This window comes from Aromatoleum evansii (assembly GCF_012910805.1).
GTDB classification, from domain to species: Bacteria; Pseudomonadota; Gammaproteobacteria; order Burkholderiales; family Rhodocyclaceae; genus Aromatoleum; species Aromatoleum evansii.
Genome location: NZ_WTVK01000006.1, coordinates 1 through 19,723, shown reverse-complemented (window position 1 = coordinate 19,723; position 19,723 = coordinate 1). Strand labels below are relative to the sequence as shown.

Here is a 19,723-nt window from a genome sequence, read left to right as displayed (position 1 = left end):
GTCGTGGCGGATACAGCCGCTGTAGTGACGGCATGCGGCCAGCACGAGCGCGGAAGTATGCAAGGCAGCCCGTACGTCCCCTGCCTGCTGACGTTACACGCCCAGCGCGCCCAGAACGTGTCTTACCACACCGGGATCGTCGAGATAGCCCACGACGCCATGGCGATTGGCGGTGTGATTCTTGACGGTGGGATTGTTCTCGATCGCAGGTACGACCGGGAAGTTGGCCGCATCCAAGGCGTGCAGCGCTACGACATCGCGGCCATCAAAGGCGTTGTACCAGGCCTGGACGGGGGGCGGAAACCGAAGTGGCCGCAGTTGGTCGCGGACGGCGCGGATCCCGAGCGGCGAGCCGACCGTGATGAACAGGGGGATGTTGAGCGACCGACGGTCGGACCGCAGGATGTTATAGGCGACCACCGAGCCCAGCGAATGGCCTACGACCACCGTGGGGGCCTCGGTCAAGTGACTCGCAACGATGCGGTCGATCTCGTCACGGACGCCTGCGCGGGTGGTGTACAGGAAAACATCCCGTATGAACAGCTCAAGCGCGCTTTGGCTCATGCCACCCCCATGCTTGTCGATCGCGCGCAGAATCGCCAGCACCCATTCCTGGTTGAGGGGTCCTTTCTGCCTGAGATTGGGCCCGTATTCGGCATCGACGAGCTCGTCGGAGATGCCGGCGCTCTGACGCACGCTCTCGGCCATTTCCGCCTGAAAGGCGAGGAACTCCTCGTCCACCGCCGCACCCCGCGTCTGAACATCCGTCGTCAGCGGGATGTCGTACTGTTCGGTGAATGCTGCCAGGGCATCACCGTAGAATGGCAGCGCGACCTCGATCCCGACCGGCAGCGCGTGGCCGAGTGTCTGTGCGCCGCGACGCAACGCATCCATCCATTCCGCTCGCAGAGCAGCGGGATCCTTCCCCTGCTGGCTGCGTCCGTGCACGAGGACAAGCCTCCTCACCTTCCCCGCGGCAAGGGCCGCGCGCGACATGGGAAGGACGCCCGCGATGGCGAATGCCAACGCCACCTCCAACATATGCCGGCGATTCACTATGTGTTCTGTCGATGTAGTCGAGCACGGCTTGCCGGATGCGCTCGTTCGAGACTCGTCGGCGCTCATCGCAGCCTCCCTTCCAGAAGTGCCCGGTTGAGGATCTGCATACCTCCTGGATCGAAGGTCGTCCACAATGCGGGGCGAAGGTAATCGCGCGCGGCGTCGACTTCCGGTGGCATGCGCACGCCCCGGGCCCGGAGCAGGTTCCACCCTTGGGACAACAGCGGGCAAAATGGGACAGGACCATAGGCGTCGTTGCGGCGGCTACCAGAGAGCGCCCCGGCCAGCATCGCCACGTCGAAGAGGTCCGTTCGCAAGTCGTCCCGCATGAAGCCGAGCACCGACTCCACCTGGTCGATCAGGTCCGCGTCGGAATACGCATAGGCCGCGTACAGACCGAGCGTCGGGTCGATGCCTTTGAGGATACGAATGGTGTCGCCGAGCTGCCTGGCTCTTGCGGTCCTGCTCCTTCGTTCGCCTTCGATCCGAAACAGGCCGAAGCGGGCGGTGGTGGCGATGGCCGCATGCAGTTCGTTGATGCGCGCGCGATGCTGTTCGTAGTCGGCCCACCGCCAGTTGTTCCGCGACGGAATATAACTCACATTGCTCACGCCCCCGGCGCCGACGACCACGTTGCCGATGTAGCCCTCAAGTACTGCGACCACCGCGCCCGATCCGTCGGAGAAGCCGAGCGCCACACTGCCGGCGACCACCCCTGCAGGCTCGACGCGGACAAGCGCCGCCACGGCATGTCCGTCGCCCTGCGTCAGGATCTGCACGCGCATCTTCGGATTGCAGATCGCCTGTGTCACTCGCGCACCGGAGACGACAAAGCCGGTTTGTGTCTCGAATTGTCGGGTTTCCGGGGCCCCGAGGATGGCATCCTGCGCCGTGGTGAAACCGATTTCGGCAGCGGCGTGGGCGATGGTGCCCTCCGGCAACTGCGGCAGGGCGGCCGCGAGAACGCCTGCGCCAACGCGCCCGAGCGCGAGGCCGGCTACATCGACAATCGTAGGGACATCCCGCGTAACAGGGGATGGTTGCGGTGCCGGGAGCGTCACCCGGCCAATGAAGGTTGTCTCACCCGATGTCACGTAGGCATCAGGAATCTGCCGAAGTTTGATCGACTTGGCTTCGGCCCTCTTGCGGACCTCGCGCTCGAGATAGGACTTAAGCATGTTGTTGGGCACCACTCGCATACCGTTCACGATGCGCACCATCGTGTCGTCGGGACGTTCGAATGCGCCGAGGAAGCTCGCGGTATAAATGCCCTCGTAGGCGGCGACACTCTCCTGGAGTGCGACCTCGAAGGCGGGGTCACCCGGCAGGGCCGCAAGAAACTGGTCCACGTCCGCACGCACGTCGCGAGCGACGCCCCGATTCGGGAAAATCAGGCTGCCACGCACGCGTCCGGTGCCGAGACTATCGGGCGTGGAACGGCAAGCATCCGAGATGAAGACCACATTCGGGATCGCCGACTCCCTCGCGAGCTCGACGCTTTCGCGCAGGCTGACGGCTTCATTCGGGTTGTCGGGTGCTTTCGAAAGCAGCCAGTGTTCGGAATAGCCGCTGAGAAAGCCATGGCCGGAGAAATAGATCACCAACTGGTCGAGCGTCCCGCGTCCGACGAACTCCTCGATGACATCGAAGATCTCGCTTGCTCTGACGGGCTTACTATCGTCGACGAGGCATCTCACCTCGAAGCCTTCGGCTTCGAGCCAGTTCGCGACGCTGCGGGTTCCGGACGTCACCCCTTTGAGCACCGGCAGCTTGCCCGCCTTCTTGACTCCAATCACGACAGCCGCCCGCCGTTTGTGGCCGCCAGTCTGTGCGAGAACAGGCCAGGCCGCGAGCATTCCGGCCGTGGTGACGCCCATAGCAAGAAAATCGCGCCGTTTCATTTCGTTCCCTTGATGATCGTCACGTCCGTCCTTGGGGGCCCACTACGACCGGGTCACGTCCCGTCCGACGCGTTTGCAGCCGGCGAACGTTCACGGATCCGTGAGGAACCACCGACGGGCGGAGGAACTATTTGCCATGGTTAATCGTAGGACCCCGCACGCCGTTCGTCGAGTTCGCACAAGGGAATGCAGGCCTAGCCCCCGGCCTCGCGCGCGATCAGATAGCCGGTGATGGGATGTACACAGATATGACGCCACTCGTGCTCGCAAATCCGACGGCGCGGATCGAGGAGCGCCGGGTCCGTATGCAACTCCCCCACATCGTGAAAGAGGGCGGCCGCAAGCAAACGGGTCGGTGCCGATGCGCAGACGGAGAGGAGTAAGGGCTCTCGCGAGTTCGACCGACGCGGGGGACTCCAACTGGCGACAACAACTTGCTGAGCCGAGGCGCACAACAACCAAGGGATGTGGAGACGGATGGGTGAGGATTGCCTCGCGGAACGGAATTCATAGAAATGATCAACGTTCGTTGAATTTCATTGCTCTCAACGATGATGTAGAGCAAGATTCAATGATCGTTTATTTTCGGAGGGACGATGCTACCCCGAGAGGCTGGTATCTCCTCGGTCGCCGAACTTGGGAAGATCGTTCGGGCCGTTCGCAAAGAGTCGGGATTGACCCAGCGCGATGCCGCGGCGCTGTGCAACGTCAGTCTGCCCTTTCTGAATGGCCTGGAGCAAGGCAAGGCTACGGCGCAGGTTGGTAAAGTGCTGGCCGTCTGTAGTCGCTTTGGCATCGAGCTCAGGCTGCGGCTGCCGGGTGAAACAGAATGAGCGCCTTGGTCGTTCTGGCCAACGGCGCCCGCGTCGGAACGCTCGAGGTCGAGGACGGGTGGTGGAAGTTCTGCTACGCGAGCGAGTGGGCGGCCTTTGCGCTGTCGCCGAATTTCCCGATCGCCATCCGGGAATTCAAGGATTCGGCCCCTGCCAGGCCGGTCGAATGGTTCTTCGAGAACCTCCTGCCGGAAGGCCGTTTGCGAGAGTTGATTGCCGTCCGGGACCGGATTGACCCGCGGGATACATGGGCACTCCTGCTGCGCCATGGACAGGACACCGCAGGGGCGCTTTCACTCATGCCGGAAGGCGTCGAGGAGTCGGCCGAGGAAGTCCTGCTGCCGCTGTCGCCGCAAGCGCTGCAGGAAAAGATCCTTGCCTCCCGAGCGCGCAATCTGCCGCTGATGGCCTCTTGGGACGAAATCCGGATGTCCCTGGCCGGTGCTCAGGAAAAACTGGGGCTACGCATCGACGCAAACGGCGCGATGTTCCTTCCCGAAGGTTCGGCGCCCTCGACCCACATCGTCAAGCCCGAGAACGCCAGTGCGGACTTTCCCTTTTGTCCCGCCAACGAATTCTTCTGCATGCGCCTCGCCCGGGCATTGCAGGTTCCGGTGCCCGCGGTCGGCCTGCTGCACCTGCCGGAGCCGCTCTATGTCATCGAGCGATTCGACCGGGAACTGCAGGCTGGACAAGGGGCGAAGGAAGCCCGCCAGGCCGTCCGGCGAACCCATCAGATCGACCTGTGCCAGGCGTTAGGGGTGGCGCCATCGAAGAAATACGAGAGCGAGGGCGGGCTGGGGCTGCATCAATTGTTCGGCGTCTTCCGGGGCGCCCTCATCGAACGTCCGATCGTGGCGGCCAACGTCGTGATCCAGTGGGTTGTGTTCAACTACCTGATCGGCAATCTGGACGCCCACGCCAAGAACATCGCCTTTCTGATGCGCGGGCACAAGGCGGTGGTCGCGCCGTTTTACGACATGCTGTGCGTGGAGGCGTATCTGCCCCGGCAGACCATGGCCATGGCGATTGCCGGGGAAAACAAGCCGGGCTGGGTGGAGGGGGCGCACTGGGATGCGATGGCCTACGAGGCAGACGTGGCGCCGAGACTGGTTCGCGGCGTCCTGTCGCGGATGAGTGCCGGATTGCCGGAGGCCATCGCCAACGTGATCGGCGACGAACGGATATTGCCGGTCGAACGGGAGTTCCTGAGGGAGAAAGTGCTGCCCGTCATCGAGGAACGAAGAGGTTTCGTTGCCGAGGTGCTCAAATCTCGACCGGCGACGCTCAAAGAACTGCTGACTCGGCGGGAAGTCGATCCGGCTGTGCGGGAGCGTCTGGCCGCACGCCCATAATCGTACTTGAGATGTCTGCTACGTCCAGGCCGGCTATGCCGGGAGTGCGTACGTTGTAGATGCTCCGGATACCCAAGGCTCAGGTGACAGCCCTGCACGGGCTGGCACATGTCGCCCGGCGCAATTGCGGCCGCCCACTGCTGACGCTAATCGAGTGGCGGTAAAGCGCGCGCTCGACGCTGTGACGCAAGGCAAAGTGAATCGTCGCGCCAGACTGCGCCGGTTTGCGGAAAAACAGGGCTGAGGTCGTGGCGTCCTGAGCAGGAACTTCCGCTGTTGTTGCCCCTTCCCTTGATGAGCCGGGTATTCGCGGGACTTCAGTGCGCAGCGCTGATGCGTGCGGGTACCCTTGCTGTAGATATATTCCGCGATCGGCGTGGAATCGACAAAGCTCAGAGCCTTGATCTCGGGCGCGACGATCAGCCCATCAACCGCTTCCTTCTCGCCATTGACCACATTGAGAATGCCCATGGGGAGCCCCGCTTCGTGGAACTGATCGGCGATCAGTAGCGTTGAGCAGGAATCGCGCTCGGAAGGCTTGAGGATGAAAGTGTTGCCGCAGGCGATCGCCAGCCGATACATCCACAGCGGCACCATCGCCGGGGAGTCGAACGGCGTGATGCCGGCAACCACGCCCACCGGCTGAAAGTCGCCCCAGGCATCGATGGCTCGTTATAGCGGTCAGTGGTTCCACCTTGGTGGGTGAGCGCATCCGACCCTGGGACTAAACCGCTTACATGGCCGTCCCCGGGAAAGCAAGATTCAGCGGCGTGAGGGATCGAGGGGTTTGCAGTCTTACAGCCGGCCTGTTCTTGCAGGTTTGTTTCCTGCTGGATTCGCAATAAGCACGCATCAATGCAAGCCCCGTTGTTCATCAGAACGGAATGGGCGCCGCAATGATGATGGTTAAGTTTGTTGTAAGCAATGCCGCGTAAGCTGGCCGCCCACTTCAGACGCCGCGCTCCATCGCCGCTCGATCCGGCCGCCGGGGAGGGCGCTAAAACGCCGGGTCATGGGGTGTCCCATGCCACATCTGATCGATAAGGATCAATCCTCATCCGGCAGAACTCACCTCAGACATGCGCCTTGTACATTTCCTGCTGTCGCTGTTGTTGTCGCTATCCGCGCTTCTGCCTGGTTCACACGCGAACGCGGAGCCCGTGAGGCTCGGAGTGGCGGCGGGCTCCGTCCCGCTGGCGGGGCATCTGGACTTCGTCGAAGACGAGCGCGGAATCCTCGACGTCGCGGACTTGGCGGATCCTGCGGTGGCCGCAAGATTCCGTCCGGCCGGCTTCAAGGGAAACGACATCAATTTCGGCTATTCGGCGTCCGCCTTCTGGCTGCGCCTCGATGTCGAGCCGGAGGCGGGCAGACCGGCCGACTGGCTGTTGGAGATTGGATTTCCGTCGCTGGACCGGGTCGACGTGTTCGTGGCCGGCCCGAACGGGATGTCGCGGCAGACGGGGGGCGACTTGCGCCCGTTCTCCGCCCGCCCCTTCGCGCATCGCAACCTGGTGTTCCCGCTCGCCCTAGAGTCGGGCGTCGTCCAGACGGTATACCTGCGGGTGGAGTCGAAGGGCAGTCTCACCGTCCCGGCGACACTATGGACGCCGGCCGCGCTGCATCGCCACGACCACGCCCAGTACGCGATCCTGGCCTTGTACTACGGCATGTTGTTTGCGTTGGGTGCATACAACCTGCTGCTCTACCTGTCCCTGCACGACCGGGTGTATCTCGCCTACGTCGCCTTCGTCGCCGCCATGGCCGTCGGTCAGCTGTCGCTGAACGGTCTCGGCAACCAATTCCTCTGGCCGAACTGGCCGGCGTGGGGCGACGTCGCTCTGCCGTCCGGCTTCGCTGCCGCCGGCCTCTTCGGCGCGCTCTTCACCCGGATCTTTCTCGAAACACGGCGACAGACCTCGCGGCTGGACCGTTTGATCGTCGTGCTCGCAGCCGGGTTCGCCATCGCGGTGCTGGTGGTGATGCCGGTGAACTACCGGGTTGCGGCCGTCCTCATCTCCTTGCTTGGCCTTGCGTTCTCGCTGACCGCGGTCGTCGCGGGCGTGCGTTGCCTGCTCAACCGATATCCCGGTGCGCGGTACTTCCTCGTCGCTTGGAGCTTGCTGCTCGGGGGCGTGGCCGTGATGGGCATGCGCAATCTCAGCTGGCTTCCGACGAACCTCTTCACCACCTACGCGATGCAGTTGGGCTCGGCACTCGAGATGCTGCTCCTGTCCTTCGCCCTTGCCGACCGTATCCACATCGTGCGCCGGGGCAAGGAAGCGGCGCAGCTGGAAATGCTCGCCGTAAAGGAGACAATGGTCGAAACCTTGCAGCGTTCGGAGAGGGAGCTGGAGCAACGGGTCGCGCAGCGCACCGCCGAACTCGCCGCGGCGAATGAACGCCTGCGGGAAAACGAGGTGGCACTCATCAGGGCCGCACGGCACGACCACCTCACAGGGCTTGCCAATCGCGTGCTCCTCGAGGACCGTATCGAGCACGCGATCGGGCGGTGGCATCGGCAGGGCAGCGTCTTTTCGCTCCTGGTCATCGATCTCGACGGCTTCAAGGCGATCAATGACGGGTTCGGCCATGCGGCCGGCGACGAATTGCTCAAGGTGCTCGCGGACCGCCTGAGCAACTGCGTGCGCGCCACCGATACCGTCTCACGCCTTGGCGGCGACGAGTTCGTGGTCCTGCTTGAGGCGATGAACGATCCAGCGCAAGCGCTCCGGATCGGCAACAAGATCGTCGCGGCACTGTCCCGGCCCGTGCCACTCGGCGAGACCGTCGTGCACGTCGGGGCAAGCGTCGGCATCGCGCTTTTCCCGTGCGACGGGGAGGATGCGAATGCATTGATGCTGGCTGCCGATCACGCGATGTACGGCGCCAAGCAGGGCGGTCGCGGGCGTTGCGTGCTTGCGAATGCTCCCGGCGGTCCCGGCTCGGGTAACGGGGTGCCAGCCGACCGGGAGCCTGTGTCCGTCCCCCGATTATGATGCGGTGAGCGCCGGCCGGCGCGTCACGCAATACTCGAAGGGTTCTCGATGATCTGCTGGTAGACGAGTCCCTTGATCACCATGCGATCGCCCGGCTCCAGGTTGCGGAATTCGAGCCCGCAGCGCCATGCGGCGTCACTGCCCGACGGCCCGGGCGCGACGCTCACGATCTCCGCCTCGACGTTCAGACGGGTGTCCACGTCATGCAGGTGGGCATCGAATTCCAGATGTACGATTTCGCCCCGCGCGCCGGGACTGTGAGGCAAGGCGAGGAGGATGCCCGTCGAGCTGATGTTCTCGATCACGGCCGCCTGCGCCTCGCCGCCCGCGTCCAGGCATTTGGCCGGAAGGTGGGTGCGCACGCGCGTCGACTTGCGGATCACGCTGCCATGCACGACTTCCGGAAAGGACAGGTGCAGGTAGTCGAACGGCAGCCTGCATGTACGCAGCACGGAGGAACGGAATGCGAACGCACTCTGACGGGAGAACGCACGTATCACGACGGTGTCGTTGTCCACGAGGTTCACGCGCTGGCCGCCATGCGTGGGTGCGGTGACGATGAGGCTGGCGTTCTCGAGATAGCCGACAACGCGCACGAAGACCCTGCCGATGCCCATCTGCGCCGGGCATTCGAGCTGCAGCCGGTCGCCGACCTGCAGGTGCATGTCGTCGAAGGCGAAGACTTTGCGCGGGGTCGGCGTAGCGTCCCCGGCCGGGCTGGATGCGGCGGAACCGGCATCCGAGGCGGTCTCGACGCCGAAGGCCACGGGTTTTTGAATGACGGAGTCCAGCGTCATGACTATTCTTTCGGGGACGTGACGGCGCACGATAGCACCGCGCGCGTTAGCCGCCAAGCCGCACGCACGTGTGATGGTGACCTTCAGTGGCAGCTAACGAAGGATTCTCGGGGGCAGGGACGCCTTGGAAGTTAAGGTCAAGTCTGGCGGTGCGAAGGACGTGACGGAGAGTAGGGTGGGGTATCAGGACCGACACAGCATGACGCACGATTCAGACTTTGGGCATGGGACGGTTGCCCCATGAAAAAGGTATATTCTTGTCAGCAGCCGTGTCCTGCTACGGCGAGCTACCTCAAGCAGTATCCCCCCTTTTGCAGTCCGAAGTTGACCTTGTCAGGAGGATGGAACATGGCAAACAACAAGACCACTGGCAGCAAGGCCGCAACGGCGGCGTCGAAGACGTTGCAGAGCAATTCCACCGGCGCAAAATCGAAGACAGCTGCCGCGAGCACATTGTCACAAACGGGCGCACCGAAAAAGCAAACCTCGGCGCCTGCAGCGTCCGCAGCATCCAAAGTCCTCCAGGACGGCCGAACCAGCGTTCAGTCAAAAACCGCTGCGGCCAGCGCACTAGCCCAGGCAAAAGGCAAGAAGAAGTAGGCGGCTTCGAAGTCGACCGTTCCAGGGCCCATGATCACCTCATCTTAGGTCCGGCTAACTCGTCGGGGGGTGGCATCCAACCATTCGTCGCGCACCATATCGGCGAAGGTGGCTGGATCAGAGTGTTCATGTTTTCCTGAGTCATGGAGACGGGGGTAATGTCGAGAAGTCCCACGAATTGAAGGACGGCCCGACGGTGTACATTTTCCAGGACGGCAAGATGGCCATGGAAGACAAATTCGGCCGGGCTACCTCAATGGAGGAGGGCGATGACATGGAAACGAAGGACGGGGTTGCCGGTTGCCCGGGAGGACGTGACCACCTTGAGCCCCTACGTCACCAGCCACATCAAGCGCTTCGGCGGTTACATCATCGACGCCGAACCGGTGCCGGAAGCCGTTGATCCGTCACTGCCCATCTGAGAAAGATAGGGTATGCGCCGGGCTTGTAGCCGACCATCCGCGCATCGACGAGGAACTGACGCTCGACGCTTACCGCCGCGAAGGTCACATCGGCATCATCTCGGGCACCGGCTACCGTCTGCTCGCCGCTGTGCGGGAGGAGCAAGGCATCGAGCGACGCGTCGTGCTCGAACTCCCGGCTTCCTCGGCCTCGCGCCGATCCTCTCGACCACCGACCTGATCGCGCCCCTTTCGCACCAGACTGGCGAAACTGTCCCTCTCAGCGCCAACCTGCGGGTGTTTCCCGGCCGCTTCCCGATCCCGTCCTTCACCGTCACCACGGGAGGACGATACCCCTCTCGGCACTGGCACGGCTCCATTCAACTAGGCCTCTTGCCGGGGTGATCTTCTTTCTCTACAAGCTGAAGGACATCGCGCTCTACGTCAGCCTGTTCGCGATCGGCAATTCGGTCACGATGCTATATGGCGTCTACGCCGGGGTGAACGTGAACGCCTATCTGATCGACGCGATCATCGGTCTGTCGGTGGTGTACAAGGCCCTGGATAACCTCGGGGCCTATCAGCGCTGGTTCAGGGTGCAGCCCAACACCAATGTCGCGACCCTGGTTTTCGGCCTTTTCCATGGATTCGGGTTGGCGGCAAAGATCCAGGAGTTCGAGATCGCGCGTGACGGTCTCCTACCGAACCTCTTGGCCTTCAATATCGGCGTCGAAATCGGCCAGTTGCTCGCACTTGGGGCCATCCTGATCGCGATGGGCTACTGGCGGCGCACCGCCGCCTTCCTCAAGCATGCATACACCGCCAACGTCGCCATGATGTGCGCCGGCTTCATGCTGATCGGCTATCAGCTCACCGGCCTGTTCGTTTCCTGAATTCTGCGGAGTCCTGACTCATGTACAACACCGATCTTCCCACCCGCGCCGAACTGCCGAGCACGGAGAAATTGCTGCGTTCCACCGCCATCGCCGCGCTGATCGCGACCGGCCTGCTCGTCTCCACCATCCTGCCGGCGGAGTACGGTATCGATCCCACCGGCGTCGGCCGCGCCCTCGGTCTTTCCCAGATGGGAGAGATCAAGATTTCGCTCGCGACCGAGGCGAATGCCGGAGAGGCGCCGCCCGTAGCAAGCGTCGCACCGGCGGCAACCCCGGTAGTCGCGACCGCTGCCGCGCTGCAAGGTCACGGGCAAACAGCCGCCGCGGCGCCTGCTGTGACATCGCGGTCCGAGGGCACTACCGAAGTAGCGCCGGCACGGCGTCATACCGTGACGATCAGCCTGAAGCCCGGCGAGGCCGCGGAGGTCAAGCTGACGATGCGAAAGGACGCCAGCGTCCGCTACGAGTGGTCCACTGTCGGGGGGTTAGTGAATTACGACACCCACGGTGATCCGGTCAAAGCGCCAAAAGGCTTCTATCACGGCTACGGCAAGGGCAGGAATGAAACCGCCAATGCGGGAACGCTGCAAGCCGCTTTCGACGGCAAGCACGGCTGGTTCTGGCGTAACCGCTCGGGAACCGACGTCACCGTTACGCTGAAGACCAACGGAGACTACGAGACCATCGAACGCGTTCTCTAAGTCCCTGAAGCCCTATCTCCACCTGGGATGGGGCTCATGCCCAACAATGAAACCGATAATCGGTGGCGTCTGACCCGGATACTAAGACAATGAATCGCAGCGTCCTGAGTGCTGTGTTGGCGGCCGCCCTGTTTGGCGCAAGTACGCCATTCGCCAAGCTGCTGGTCGGCGAGCTTTCGCCGGTCTTGCTCGCAGGCGTGCTTTATCTCGGCAGCGGGATTGGCCTCACGCTTGTCCGACTGATCAGGGATCGTGGCTGGAAGCCCTCGGGCCTTGTACCCTCGGAATGGCCCTGGCTATTAGGTGCCATCCTCTTTGGCGGGGTGCTTGGGCCGGTCGCCTTGCTGTTCGGTCTGACCTCTGCGAGCGGTTCGGCCGCGTCCCTGCTGCTGAATCTGGAAACAGTGCTCACCGCGGTAATTGCTTGGGTTGTGTTCAAGGAAAACGCCGACCGCCGCATTGTGCTAGGGATGCTCGCCATCGTGGCCGGCGGCGTCGTGCTGTCGTGGCCGACAGGCGATGGCGACGTAACCGGCTGGATCGGACCCCTCGCGATCGCGGGTGCCTGCCTGTGCTGGGCGATCGACAACAATCTGACCCGCAAGGTGTCGGCTTCCGATTCTCTATTCATTGCGGCTAGCAAAGGGATGATCGCCGGCGCGGTGAATGGCCTGCTCGCGCTCTCGCTAGGGGCGATGGTGCCGAACATGGCCATCGTGCTTGCCACGATGGCCGTCGGGTTACTCGGCTATGGCATCAGCCTCGTAATGTTCGTGTTGGCGCTGCGCGGCCTCGGGACTGCGAGGACAGGGGCCTATTTTTCTACTGCACCGTTCATTGGCGCGGCGGTGGCGCTGGTTTTGCTCGGCGAATCGACCTATCCGGCATTCTGGGTGGCGGCGGTCCTGATGGGCTGGGGCGTCTGGTTGCATCTGACGGAGCACCACGAACACGAACACACTCATGACCCACTCGAGCACCGCCACCGCCATGCGCATGACGAGCACCACCAGCATGAGCACGATTTCGATTGGGACGGTAGCGAACCGCATGAACACCAGCACAGTCACGCCGCCATGATCCATAAGCACCCGCACTTCCCGGATATTCACCACCGACACTCGCATTGACGAGCTGACCGATAGTGATGCCTGGGCGGCCGCGAGTTCGATTTCCAGGACTTGACGACGTTCGCTCTGCCCGGCGAGCGCGGCTTCGAGCACACTCTTGCCGCGAAGCAGTTCCTCAATCTGTAGTTCCCGCTCCGCCAAGCGCCGGCTCAACGACTCAGCGTGTCGCCCCGTTTCCGTGGCCGCCGCCAATTCATCGCGGAGCGATCGCGCCTCCGTCTGAATCTGGTGAAGCTGCACATGGGCCTGCGAGAGCTCGGCCGCCAAACGCGCGTTGCCCCTGCTGACTCCGGTCAGTTGGTCCTGTTTGGCTCCGAGCGTCTGATTCAGCTGCCGCAACTCCGCCTGCAGATGTTGAGCCTGCTGTTCGTGTTGGCGCTGCTCCCGGTTGCATTGTTCCTTTGCTGCCTGCCGGAAATGGTCCAAGGCTTCACGGGCGTGGCGGTGTTTGTCTTCCAGCGATGCTCTGTCGCATTAGGCACCACGGTTGCAAACGACATGCGTTGCGATTCTCGCGCTGGCTGGCGTTCGCACGTCCAGCGCGGCCATTCCTGTCCTGAACATGACAATCATCTGAAGTCGAAGTAATTTCGGAGTCATCTTGCTGTCGAGGGCTTCCTCCTAGCATGTGCTCATGGTCGCTCACATGTGAGCGGCCGATTCAGACACTGCAAGGGGAGTCACCATGAACAGCACATTGAACCGCATGGTTGTTGCAACGGCGCTGCTTGCTGCGGCATCCGGCGCATCCGCCCACACGGACTATTCCGAAAGCGGTACCGCGCACTGGCTGGAACACGTCCAAGCGTCTTCCAGCCAGGCCTCCGAGCGGCAACTGGCCCCCTACGGTTACGCCGCACCCGGCGGCGCGCCCGGTCGCCTGATCGTCGTCGACAAGGCGACGCGTTATCTCAACGTTGTGCAACTGGAGACCGTCGCCATTCGTGTCGGCGACAGGACGGTCAATTGGACCTTCGACGCGTTCCCGATGCGCAGTTTCCCGCTGTCGAAAATCATTCCCGGCGCCGAAGGCGTGACGGTGTACGTCGCCGAGAGCCCGCTGTACCGGGGACGCTGATTTCTGGGACGGGTATCGGCGTGCCGCACGAGCGGGGACCGGATGAGGAAATTCACCGCACGGGCCTGCTCGACTTCATCTACTGCAACACATCACGAGGAAGCCATCATGTTCACGAAACTCACTACCGCTGCCGCATCAATCCTGATCGCCACCTCGGCTTTCGCCGTGGATCAGGGTAATGTCGAGAAGTCCTACGAATTGAAGGACGGCTCGACGGTGTACATCTTCAAGGACGGCAAGATGGCCATGGAAGATAAATTCGGCCGGGCTACCTCAATGAAGGAGGGTCATGAAATGGAAACGAAGGACGGCAACAAAATCATGATGAAGGGCAATGAGGTCTGGCGTCTTGACAGCCTGCTGCATCGCGACCATCGAGGGAGGTAAGCTACCCGGCCGCGAAGCGGCTGCAGTCGAACGGCCCGCATGCCGACAGGCATGGCGGGCCGTTCCCTGATGCAACCATGATCGCACTCGACGATCCAGCGCTTGCGCAGGACGATGGCGCAACAGCGGTAATTCACCGCATCCTCGGGACAACCCGTTGCGGCCGCAAGAAGGCGGCAGGCACACCGCACACCGTGTGTGCGCGGCATTTCATGACGCATGAAATGCCGCGACGTCACCTCGTCACTTCATGTCGCGCTGGTGATTGTGTCGCTGGAGCGGTGTTTTTTCCTTCGCCACGGTTTTGTCGTCCGAGTCTGCGGACGCGGTAGGTACGCCGAGTTTCTCGGTCATGTGACTGTGGCGCGGTGTCGTTGGTGTGGTAGTTGCCTGTGTCGGTGGCGCCGTATTGGTGGCCTGCCCGGCAGGTGGTGATTCCGGCGCGGCATTCGCTCCGAAGGAAAGCGCGATGAGAGCAGAGAATGCGCTGATGGCAACGGCAGTCCTGGATTTCATGATGGTCTCCGGTGATGGTTTGTGAATCCGCTCTCGGCGTGGTCGAGCCAGAATCCTTCGCAGACATTGCCAGTGTGCGCCGGAGTGGCTGTCCCATCGATGACGAGTGGATTACCTGTTTGTAAACCTCGCGAAACGCGCGGTACTCATGGGGCACATGGCCCGCTTGCTGGCCAAGAAACTCAGGCCAGAGGAGCGTCCCCGCACTTAATCTCGACCATGTGCCACAGGATCTGTTCGTCCGCGGCGAACCGTGGACAGCTTCCGGATCGAACTGGCGACCGCTCATGCGTAGGATTTCCGTCTTCGCGGTGTCGAATGGCTATCCCCGGCGGCAGGGGCAGTTCGAGGTCATCGCATCGAGGGTGTCGATGACTGCGAACAGCCTGGTGCCGAAGGGAATCGCCTCGCCCTGCAGGCCGCGCGGATAGCCGGTGCCGTCGAAGCTCACCTCGTGACACAGGACGATGTCGGCTTGACCATGTGTCGCCTGCAGCTATCAATCAGCGCTACTATGCACAACAGATACTCGCTTGAACGGTTGAACTCCACGCTTTTCAACCGACCTCAATTGGTGCTGTCCATTATTTCAAGGAACCGTTCATGTCAAATCATCGTTTCATTTTGGCGCTGGCCGTGACCCTGGGTCTGCCCCTCTACGCCTCGGCCGAAGGGGCCAAGAAGATCCAGGACAACTCCTTCCTGGTCGAGGAGGCTTACAACCAGGAAGCTGGCGTGGTCCAGCACATCCAGAGTTTCATGTACCTGAAGCAGTCGAAGGAGTGGGCCTATTCGTTCACGCAAGAATGGCCCGTCCCCGATGAAACACACCAACTCTCCTACACCATTCCCGTGCTGCGGACGCCTGATCCGGGCGCCTCGATCGGCGTTGGCGACATTCTCCTGAACTACCGCTATCAGGCCGTCGCCAACGAGCGCGTCGCCTTCGCGCCTCGGCTGTCGATCATCGCACCGACCGGCGACTACAAGAAAGGGCATGGCACCGGGGCGACGGGGATTCAGGTGAACCTGCCGCTGAGTGTCGAATTGTCCGACACGGTGGTCACCCACTGGAATCTCGGCGGAACCTACACGCCGAAATCGAAGGAAGCCGGCGGCGCCCGTGCCGATACGGTGGGCTCGAACTATGGGGCCAGCCTCATTTATCTGATGACCCCGAATTTCAACTTGATGCTGGAGGCAGCCGGAGCAAATTTTCAGGTGGTGCAGCCGGATGGCAACAAACAACGCGAGAAGACGATGTTCATCAATCCGGGCTTCCGCTACGCCGCCAACTTCGATTCGGGGCTTCAGGTCGTGTCCGGGGTCTCCCGGCCGATTGGGGTCGGCTCGTCATCGGGAACGCAGGGGGTGCTGGTTTACCTGTCGCTCGAGCACCCGTTCAAGTAAGGCCACGGCCCGAACCCCCACGAGATCAACATGGCAGATTGCTGCGACACCGTTTGCACCCCCGACCAACCGGTGAGTCCGCGTTACCGCCGGGTGCTATGGATTGCGCTGTGGGTCAATGCGCTGATGTTCGGCATCGAGATCGTCGACGGCATCGCCTCGGGATCGGTGTCGCCGTTGACCGATGCTGTCGATTTTGCGGGGGACGCGGCCAATTAAGGGCAGTCGTTGGCCGTGCTGTCGCTTGGACTGGTCTGGCGTGCGCAGGCTGCGCTGGCTAAGGGTTTGAGCATGGGTGACCTCCACACATGCCTCTTTATGCGGGGACGGACTCTGCCCGCAACGAATCAGAGGCCCTTCCAGGCGTAGCGCATGCCCACCCACGCGCTGCGCGGCGCTCCGGGGGCGATGAACTGCTCGTGGCGCCATCCGTCCGGATCTGCTTCAAAGGCGTTGCCGGTGCCGACGAAAGGATTCCCGGCCAGCGCACCCGCGGTGGCGTAGCGCTGATCGAAGACATTGTCGATGCGGCCGAACACGGTCCAGCCGCGAGCGAGCTTGTAGTCGGCGTTCAGGTGCACCACGGCATAACCGGGAAGCTTGCCGCGGCCTCCGAACTCGTCGTTCGGTTTGTGGCGGTTGTTCTCATTGCCGCGCACGTACTGGCCGGAGTAGGCGAGGAGGTCGGCCCCCAGGCGCAGCGCGTCGCTGGCACGCCAGCCGAGACCGAGCTTGAGGCTGTGCTCGGGCAGGCCGGGGAGGCGGTCGCCGCGCGAAACGCGGATCTCGTCGTCGGGACAGCCGCCCTCGCCCTCGGTGCTGTTGTTCTCGCCAAGCATGCAGGCGGAGGACTGGAAGGTGGCCTCGAGGTAGCTGTAGTTCACGCGCCAATCGAGGGCGCCGGTCTCCCCGGAAAGGCCCAGCTCGACGCCTTCGCGGCGTGTGCGGCCGAAGTTGGTGAAGTAGCCGAGGCTGCCGCCGGTGCCGACGAAGAGGATGTCGTCGCGGTTGGTGCTGCGGAAGACCGTGGCATTCCACTGCGTGTTGCCGGCGAGTCTGCCGCGCACACCCAGCTCGAAGGTCCGGGTGACGACCTGGTCGAGGAAGGGGTCGGCGGCCATCGCATTGGGCAGGCTGCAGGCATTTTCGGGATCGGCGCACCCCAGCTCGATCGGCGTCGGCGCGCGGCTGCCCTGGGAGAAGCCGCCGTACACGGTGAGGGTCGGTGCGGCTTGCCAGGTGAGGCCCAGCGCGGGGTTGAGCTTGCGGTAGGTGAAGTCGCCGTTGAGGGCGTCGCCCATGCGGTCGCGGTTGATTACCCGGGTGCGATTGAAGCGTAGCGAGCCTGTCAGATGCACGGTGGAGGCCAGCGTGACGGTGTCGGTCGCATAGACGCTGGTGGTTCGGGTGCGGCCGAGCAGGCTGTTCACCTGCTCCTCGTCTTCCCCGGCCGCGATGCCGCGATTGCCGGTGAGCTCGCCGCCCTGCTCACTCTGACGGAAGCTGGCACGGCTGCGGTCGTGCGACACCCCGACGGCGAACTGGTGGGCACCGGCGATGCGGCTCCACTGCAAGGCCAGTCCCGCGGCGTTCTGGTCGGTACGGGTACGGTTGAGCACACCGCTTTCGGGTTCCTCCCCGGTGGGAAAGCCAGCGTCGGCCCAATCCTCGAACTCGTCCTCGTACCCGTCGTTGCCGTCGCCGTTCAGCGTGCGCGTGCGGGTACGCCGGACGTAGGCGGTGCCGGAGATCTGGTCGTCGTCGCTCAGCCAATGGCCGCCGGAGAGCGCCAGCAGGGTGCTGCGGTTTTTCGTCCGGTCGGGATGGGTGAAAATGGCTTCGTGCCGCTGACGTTCCATGCTCTTCGGCACCAGGCCGTTGCCGATGAGGTCGGTGTTGGCGTGGGCCAGCGTGAGGGCGAGATCCGTCTTCCCCGTGGCCCACGCGAGCTTGCCGAACAGCTGGCCGACCTCGGACGGAGAACGGTCACGCCACCCGTCCTCCTTCATCCCCTCCGCAGCGACAAACCAGGAGAGTTCGTCGCGCTTGCCGCCATGTTCGACGGACCCGCCGCGGCGGCCGAAGGATCCGCCATACAGCTCGATCTCCCCGCCGGGGTGGGTGTCGCCGCGCTTGGTCTCGATCGCCAGCGCGCCGCCCAGGGTGTTGAGACCATAGAGGGGGTTGGAGCCGGGCACCAGCACCGTGGTGGCGATCGCCGCCTGCGGGATCAGGTCCCAGTTCACTACGTCGCCGAAGGGCTCATTCACACGCACGCCGTCGAGGAACACGGACAGGCCCTGCGGCGTGCCGAGCAGCGGCGAGGCGGAAAAGCCGCGGTAATTCACGTCGGCCTGGTAGGGGTTGCCCTGGATCTCATTGACATTGACGCTGGGCAGGCGGCGTTGCAGGCCTTCTGCCAGGGATGGTCCGCCCGCCTCACGCAGGGTCTGGCCGCTGAGGTTCTGGACATTGGCGGGAATCTGGTCCTTGGGCAGGCCGATACCGGGCAGCGGCGTGGTGCCGACGACCTCCACCGGCGCGAGCTCGACGGGCTCGGCGGCGAGCGCCATCGTCACGGGTCCGAATGAGGCGATGGCGAGGGCCAATGCTTTGCGGATCGGTGCCCGGTTATGGTGCTGCATGATGCTCCTCACAGTGTAATCGCATCGGTCGGATGATTGTTCAGGTGGCATTCGGTGCGCCAGCTACTTGGCGATGTTTCGTTCGCTTGCCCTTCGTCCGTCAATGCCAAGTCCTGCCGGATACATCGCGCATCACCGTCCATCGGCACGCTGCGTTGGGCAGCACTACGCTGCGTTGGGCAGCACTACGCGGCGTCGCTGCAGAATACGTGACCTTCGCGTCGTCTTCCATATGAGCGTCATTTCGACGCTAAGGAAAAGAGCGAGACTGTATTGGGGTACGAGTGGGAGCTCTAGTATCGTCTGATGCCGACCCCCGATCTGCAGGGCAACTCGTACCTGCTCGTAATGAGCTCTGCGTATTAAGTGATCCCCGGCGGCCCATTGAGCGGCGATGCGCACATGCGCCCCTGCGTGCTCCCGTTGCCGAAGCAAGTCACTTACCGTCTTTCCAGCATCGCTATGATGTCCCGTCGCTTCAAAGTCCGCGCGAGCCACAGCATGTCATGGCCCTCCTCATCGAGCAGGTCCCTCCTTGCTCCGCCGATCAGCAGGTTTCGGACAACCGCCGTGTGGCCCTTGTATACTGCCCAGAACAAGGGCCACTCCCCGTCTCCCGTGCGCACGTCGGGATTGGCGCCGCGGCCGATCAGGAATGAGACGATGTCCGCGTGGCCATTGAAAGCGGCCCAGAAGAGCGGCGTCCAGCCGCGACGATCGGGCAGGTCGACCGACGCGCCGTGCGCCAACAAGGTGTCAACCATGTCCCACTGACGGTGGAATGCGGCCAAGAACACCAGACTGCATCCCTCCGTGTCCTGCCAGTCGGACGGCAATCCTTCCTCGAGCCGCCTCAGCACTTCCGGGACGTTGCCGTGGCGAACCGCGTCGAGCAACTCCGGCCCGACTCGGTCGCCCCACGCTTCATGATGGACGTCGTCATTCATCGCTTCGGTCCTGCAGAGCCTGAGCGATGACCGGTCGGCCGTCGATCAGAATCGACGATTCCCTG

Annotated in this window: 21 protein-coding genes; 13 read left to right on the top strand and 8 right to left on the bottom strand. The window is 63.1% G+C overall.

Annotated elements, in window-relative coordinates; genetic code table 11:
- Positions 1-93: 93 nt before the first annotated feature.
- Together GO615_RS04035 and GO615_RS04030 are read right to left on the bottom strand one after the other, a co-directional pair.
- Positions 94-1,125 (bottom strand): alpha/beta hydrolase family protein, encoded by a 1,032-nt coding sequence (locus tag GO615_RS04035; RefSeq protein ID WP_169125764.1) that lies wholly within the window; start codon positions 1,123-1,125, stop codon positions 94-96.
- Complete coding sequence (locus tag GO615_RS04030; protein WP_169125763.1) at positions 1,122-2,960, bottom strand: caspase family protein; 1,839 nt, start codon at positions 2,958-2,960, stop codon at positions 1,122-1,124. The genes GO615_RS04035 and GO615_RS04030 overlap by 4 nt, the downstream gene beginning before the upstream one ends.
- Before the next feature lie 596 nt (positions 2,961-3,556).
- Here GO615_RS04030 and GO615_RS04025 point away from each other — a divergent pair.
- Positions 3,557-3,793, top strand: a complete 237-nt coding sequence (locus GO615_RS04025; protein WP_169125762.1) for a helix-turn-helix domain-containing protein — start codon at positions 3,557-3,559, stop codon at positions 3,791-3,793.
- Entirely contained in the window at positions 3,790-5,148 is a 1,359-nt protein-coding gene (locus GO615_RS04020; protein WP_169125761.1) for a HipA domain-containing protein, read from the top strand. Before GO615_RS04025 ends, GO615_RS04020 begins: the two co-directional genes overlap by 4 nt.
- A gap of 33 nt (positions 5,149-5,181) precedes the next feature.
- Here the strand turns inward: GO615_RS04020 and GO615_RS28595 are convergent, their stop codons facing one another.
- On the bottom strand, positions 5,182-5,781 hold the full coding sequence (locus GO615_RS28595) for an aldehyde dehydrogenase family protein (RefSeq protein WP_339380124.1): 600 nt from the start codon (positions 5,779-5,781) through the stop codon (positions 5,182-5,184).
- A gap of 527 nt (positions 5,782-6,308) precedes the next feature.
- Here GO615_RS28595 and GO615_RS04010 point away from each other — a divergent pair.
- Positions 6,309-8,147 (top strand): 7TM diverse intracellular signaling domain-containing protein, encoded by a 1,839-nt coding sequence (locus GO615_RS04010; RefSeq protein WP_169125760.1) that lies wholly within the window; start codon positions 6,309-6,311, stop codon positions 8,145-8,147.
- Between the two features lie 23 nt (positions 8,148-8,170).
- Here the strand turns inward: GO615_RS04010 and GO615_RS04005 are convergent, their stop codons facing one another.
- On the bottom strand, positions 8,171-8,944 hold the full coding sequence (locus GO615_RS04005; RefSeq protein ID WP_169125759.1) for a flagellar brake protein: 774 nt from the start codon (positions 8,942-8,944) through the stop codon (positions 8,171-8,173).
- Positions 8,945-9,292: 348 nt separating this feature from the next.
- Between GO615_RS04005 and GO615_RS04000 the strand changes: the two genes are divergently transcribed.
- The 8 genes from GO615_RS04000 (at position 9,293) to copK (ending at position 14,140) form a co-directional block, all read left to right on the top strand.
- The gene (locus GO615_RS04000; RefSeq protein WP_169125758.1) at positions 9,293-9,544 is read left to right on the top strand and encodes a hypothetical protein; all 252 of its coding nucleotides are present in this window, start codon (positions 9,293-9,295) and stop codon (positions 9,542-9,544) included.
- Between the two features lie 269 nt (positions 9,545-9,813).
- Complete coding sequence (locus GO615_RS03990; protein ID WP_169125747.1) at positions 9,814-9,966, top strand: hypothetical protein; 153 nt, start codon at positions 9,814-9,816, stop codon at positions 9,964-9,966.
- Between the two features lie 380 nt (positions 9,967-10,346).
- Entirely contained in the window at positions 10,347-10,838 is a 492-nt protein-coding gene (locus tag GO615_RS03985) for a HupE/UreJ family protein (RefSeq protein WP_339380123.1), read from the top strand.
- Positions 10,839-10,858: 20 nt separating this feature from the next.
- Positions 10,859-11,542 (top strand): transmembrane anchor protein, encoded by a 684-nt coding sequence (locus tag GO615_RS03980; RefSeq protein WP_169125757.1) that lies wholly within the window; start codon positions 10,859-10,861, stop codon positions 11,540-11,542.
- An 89-nt stretch (positions 11,543-11,631) separates the two neighbouring features.
- Complete coding sequence (locus tag GO615_RS03975) at positions 11,632-12,672, top strand: DMT family transporter (RefSeq protein WP_169125756.1); 1,041 nt, start codon at positions 11,632-11,634, stop codon at positions 12,670-12,672.
- Between the two features lie 162 nt (positions 12,673-12,834).
- The gene (locus tag GO615_RS03970) at positions 12,835-13,260 is read left to right on the top strand and encodes a hypothetical protein (protein WP_169125755.1); all 426 of its coding nucleotides are present in this window, start codon (positions 12,835-12,837) and stop codon (positions 13,258-13,260) included.
- Positions 13,261-13,357: 97 nt separating this feature from the next.
- Complete coding sequence (locus GO615_RS03965) at positions 13,358-13,750, top strand: CzcE family metal-binding protein (RefSeq protein WP_169125754.1); 393 nt, start codon at positions 13,358-13,360, stop codon at positions 13,748-13,750.
- Positions 13,751-13,858: 108 nt separating this feature from the next.
- A complete protein-coding gene (gene copK / locus GO615_RS03960) occupies positions 13,859-14,140 on the top strand; it encodes a periplasmic Cu(I)/Cu(II)-binding protein CopK (RefSeq protein WP_169125753.1) in 282 nt (93 codons plus the stop codon).
- Positions 14,141-14,383: 243 nt separating this feature from the next.
- On the opposite strand, the gene GO615_RS03955 is transcribed toward copK, so the two are convergent.
- Together GO615_RS03955 and GO615_RS28590 are read right to left on the bottom strand one after the other, a co-directional pair.
- Positions 14,384-14,656, bottom strand: a complete 273-nt coding sequence (locus tag GO615_RS03955) for a hypothetical protein (RefSeq protein ID WP_169125752.1) — start codon at positions 14,654-14,656, stop codon at positions 14,384-14,386.
- A gap of 322 nt (positions 14,657-14,978) precedes the next feature.
- On the bottom strand, positions 14,979-15,107 hold the full coding sequence (locus tag GO615_RS28590) for an HD domain-containing phosphohydrolase (protein WP_339380122.1): 129 nt from the start codon (positions 15,105-15,107) through the stop codon (positions 14,979-14,981).
- Between the two features lie 152 nt (positions 15,108-15,259).
- Between GO615_RS28590 and GO615_RS03945 the strand changes: the two genes are divergently transcribed.
- Positions 15,260-16,066 (top strand): transporter family protein, encoded by an 807-nt coding sequence (locus GO615_RS03945; RefSeq protein WP_169125751.1) that lies wholly within the window; start codon positions 15,260-15,262, stop codon positions 16,064-16,066.
- A 30-nt stretch (positions 16,067-16,096) separates the two neighbouring features.
- Complete coding sequence (locus GO615_RS28585) at positions 16,097-16,285, top strand: hypothetical protein (protein WP_211166943.1); 189 nt, start codon at positions 16,097-16,099, stop codon at positions 16,283-16,285.
- A 128-nt stretch (positions 16,286-16,413) separates the two neighbouring features.
- Here GO615_RS28585 and GO615_RS03935 read toward each other — a convergent pair whose 3' ends face one another.
- Both GO615_RS03935 and GO615_RS03930 read right to left on the bottom strand, forming a co-directional pair.
- Positions 16,414-18,711 (bottom strand): TonB-dependent receptor, encoded by a 2,298-nt coding sequence (locus GO615_RS03935; protein WP_169125750.1) that lies wholly within the window; start codon positions 18,709-18,711, stop codon positions 16,414-16,416.
- Between the two features lie 440 nt (positions 18,712-19,151).
- Positions 19,152-19,658, bottom strand: a complete 507-nt coding sequence (locus GO615_RS03930; RefSeq protein ID WP_169125749.1) for an ankyrin repeat domain-containing protein — start codon at positions 19,656-19,658, stop codon at positions 19,152-19,154.
- Positions 19,659-19,723 lie beyond the last annotated feature (65 nt).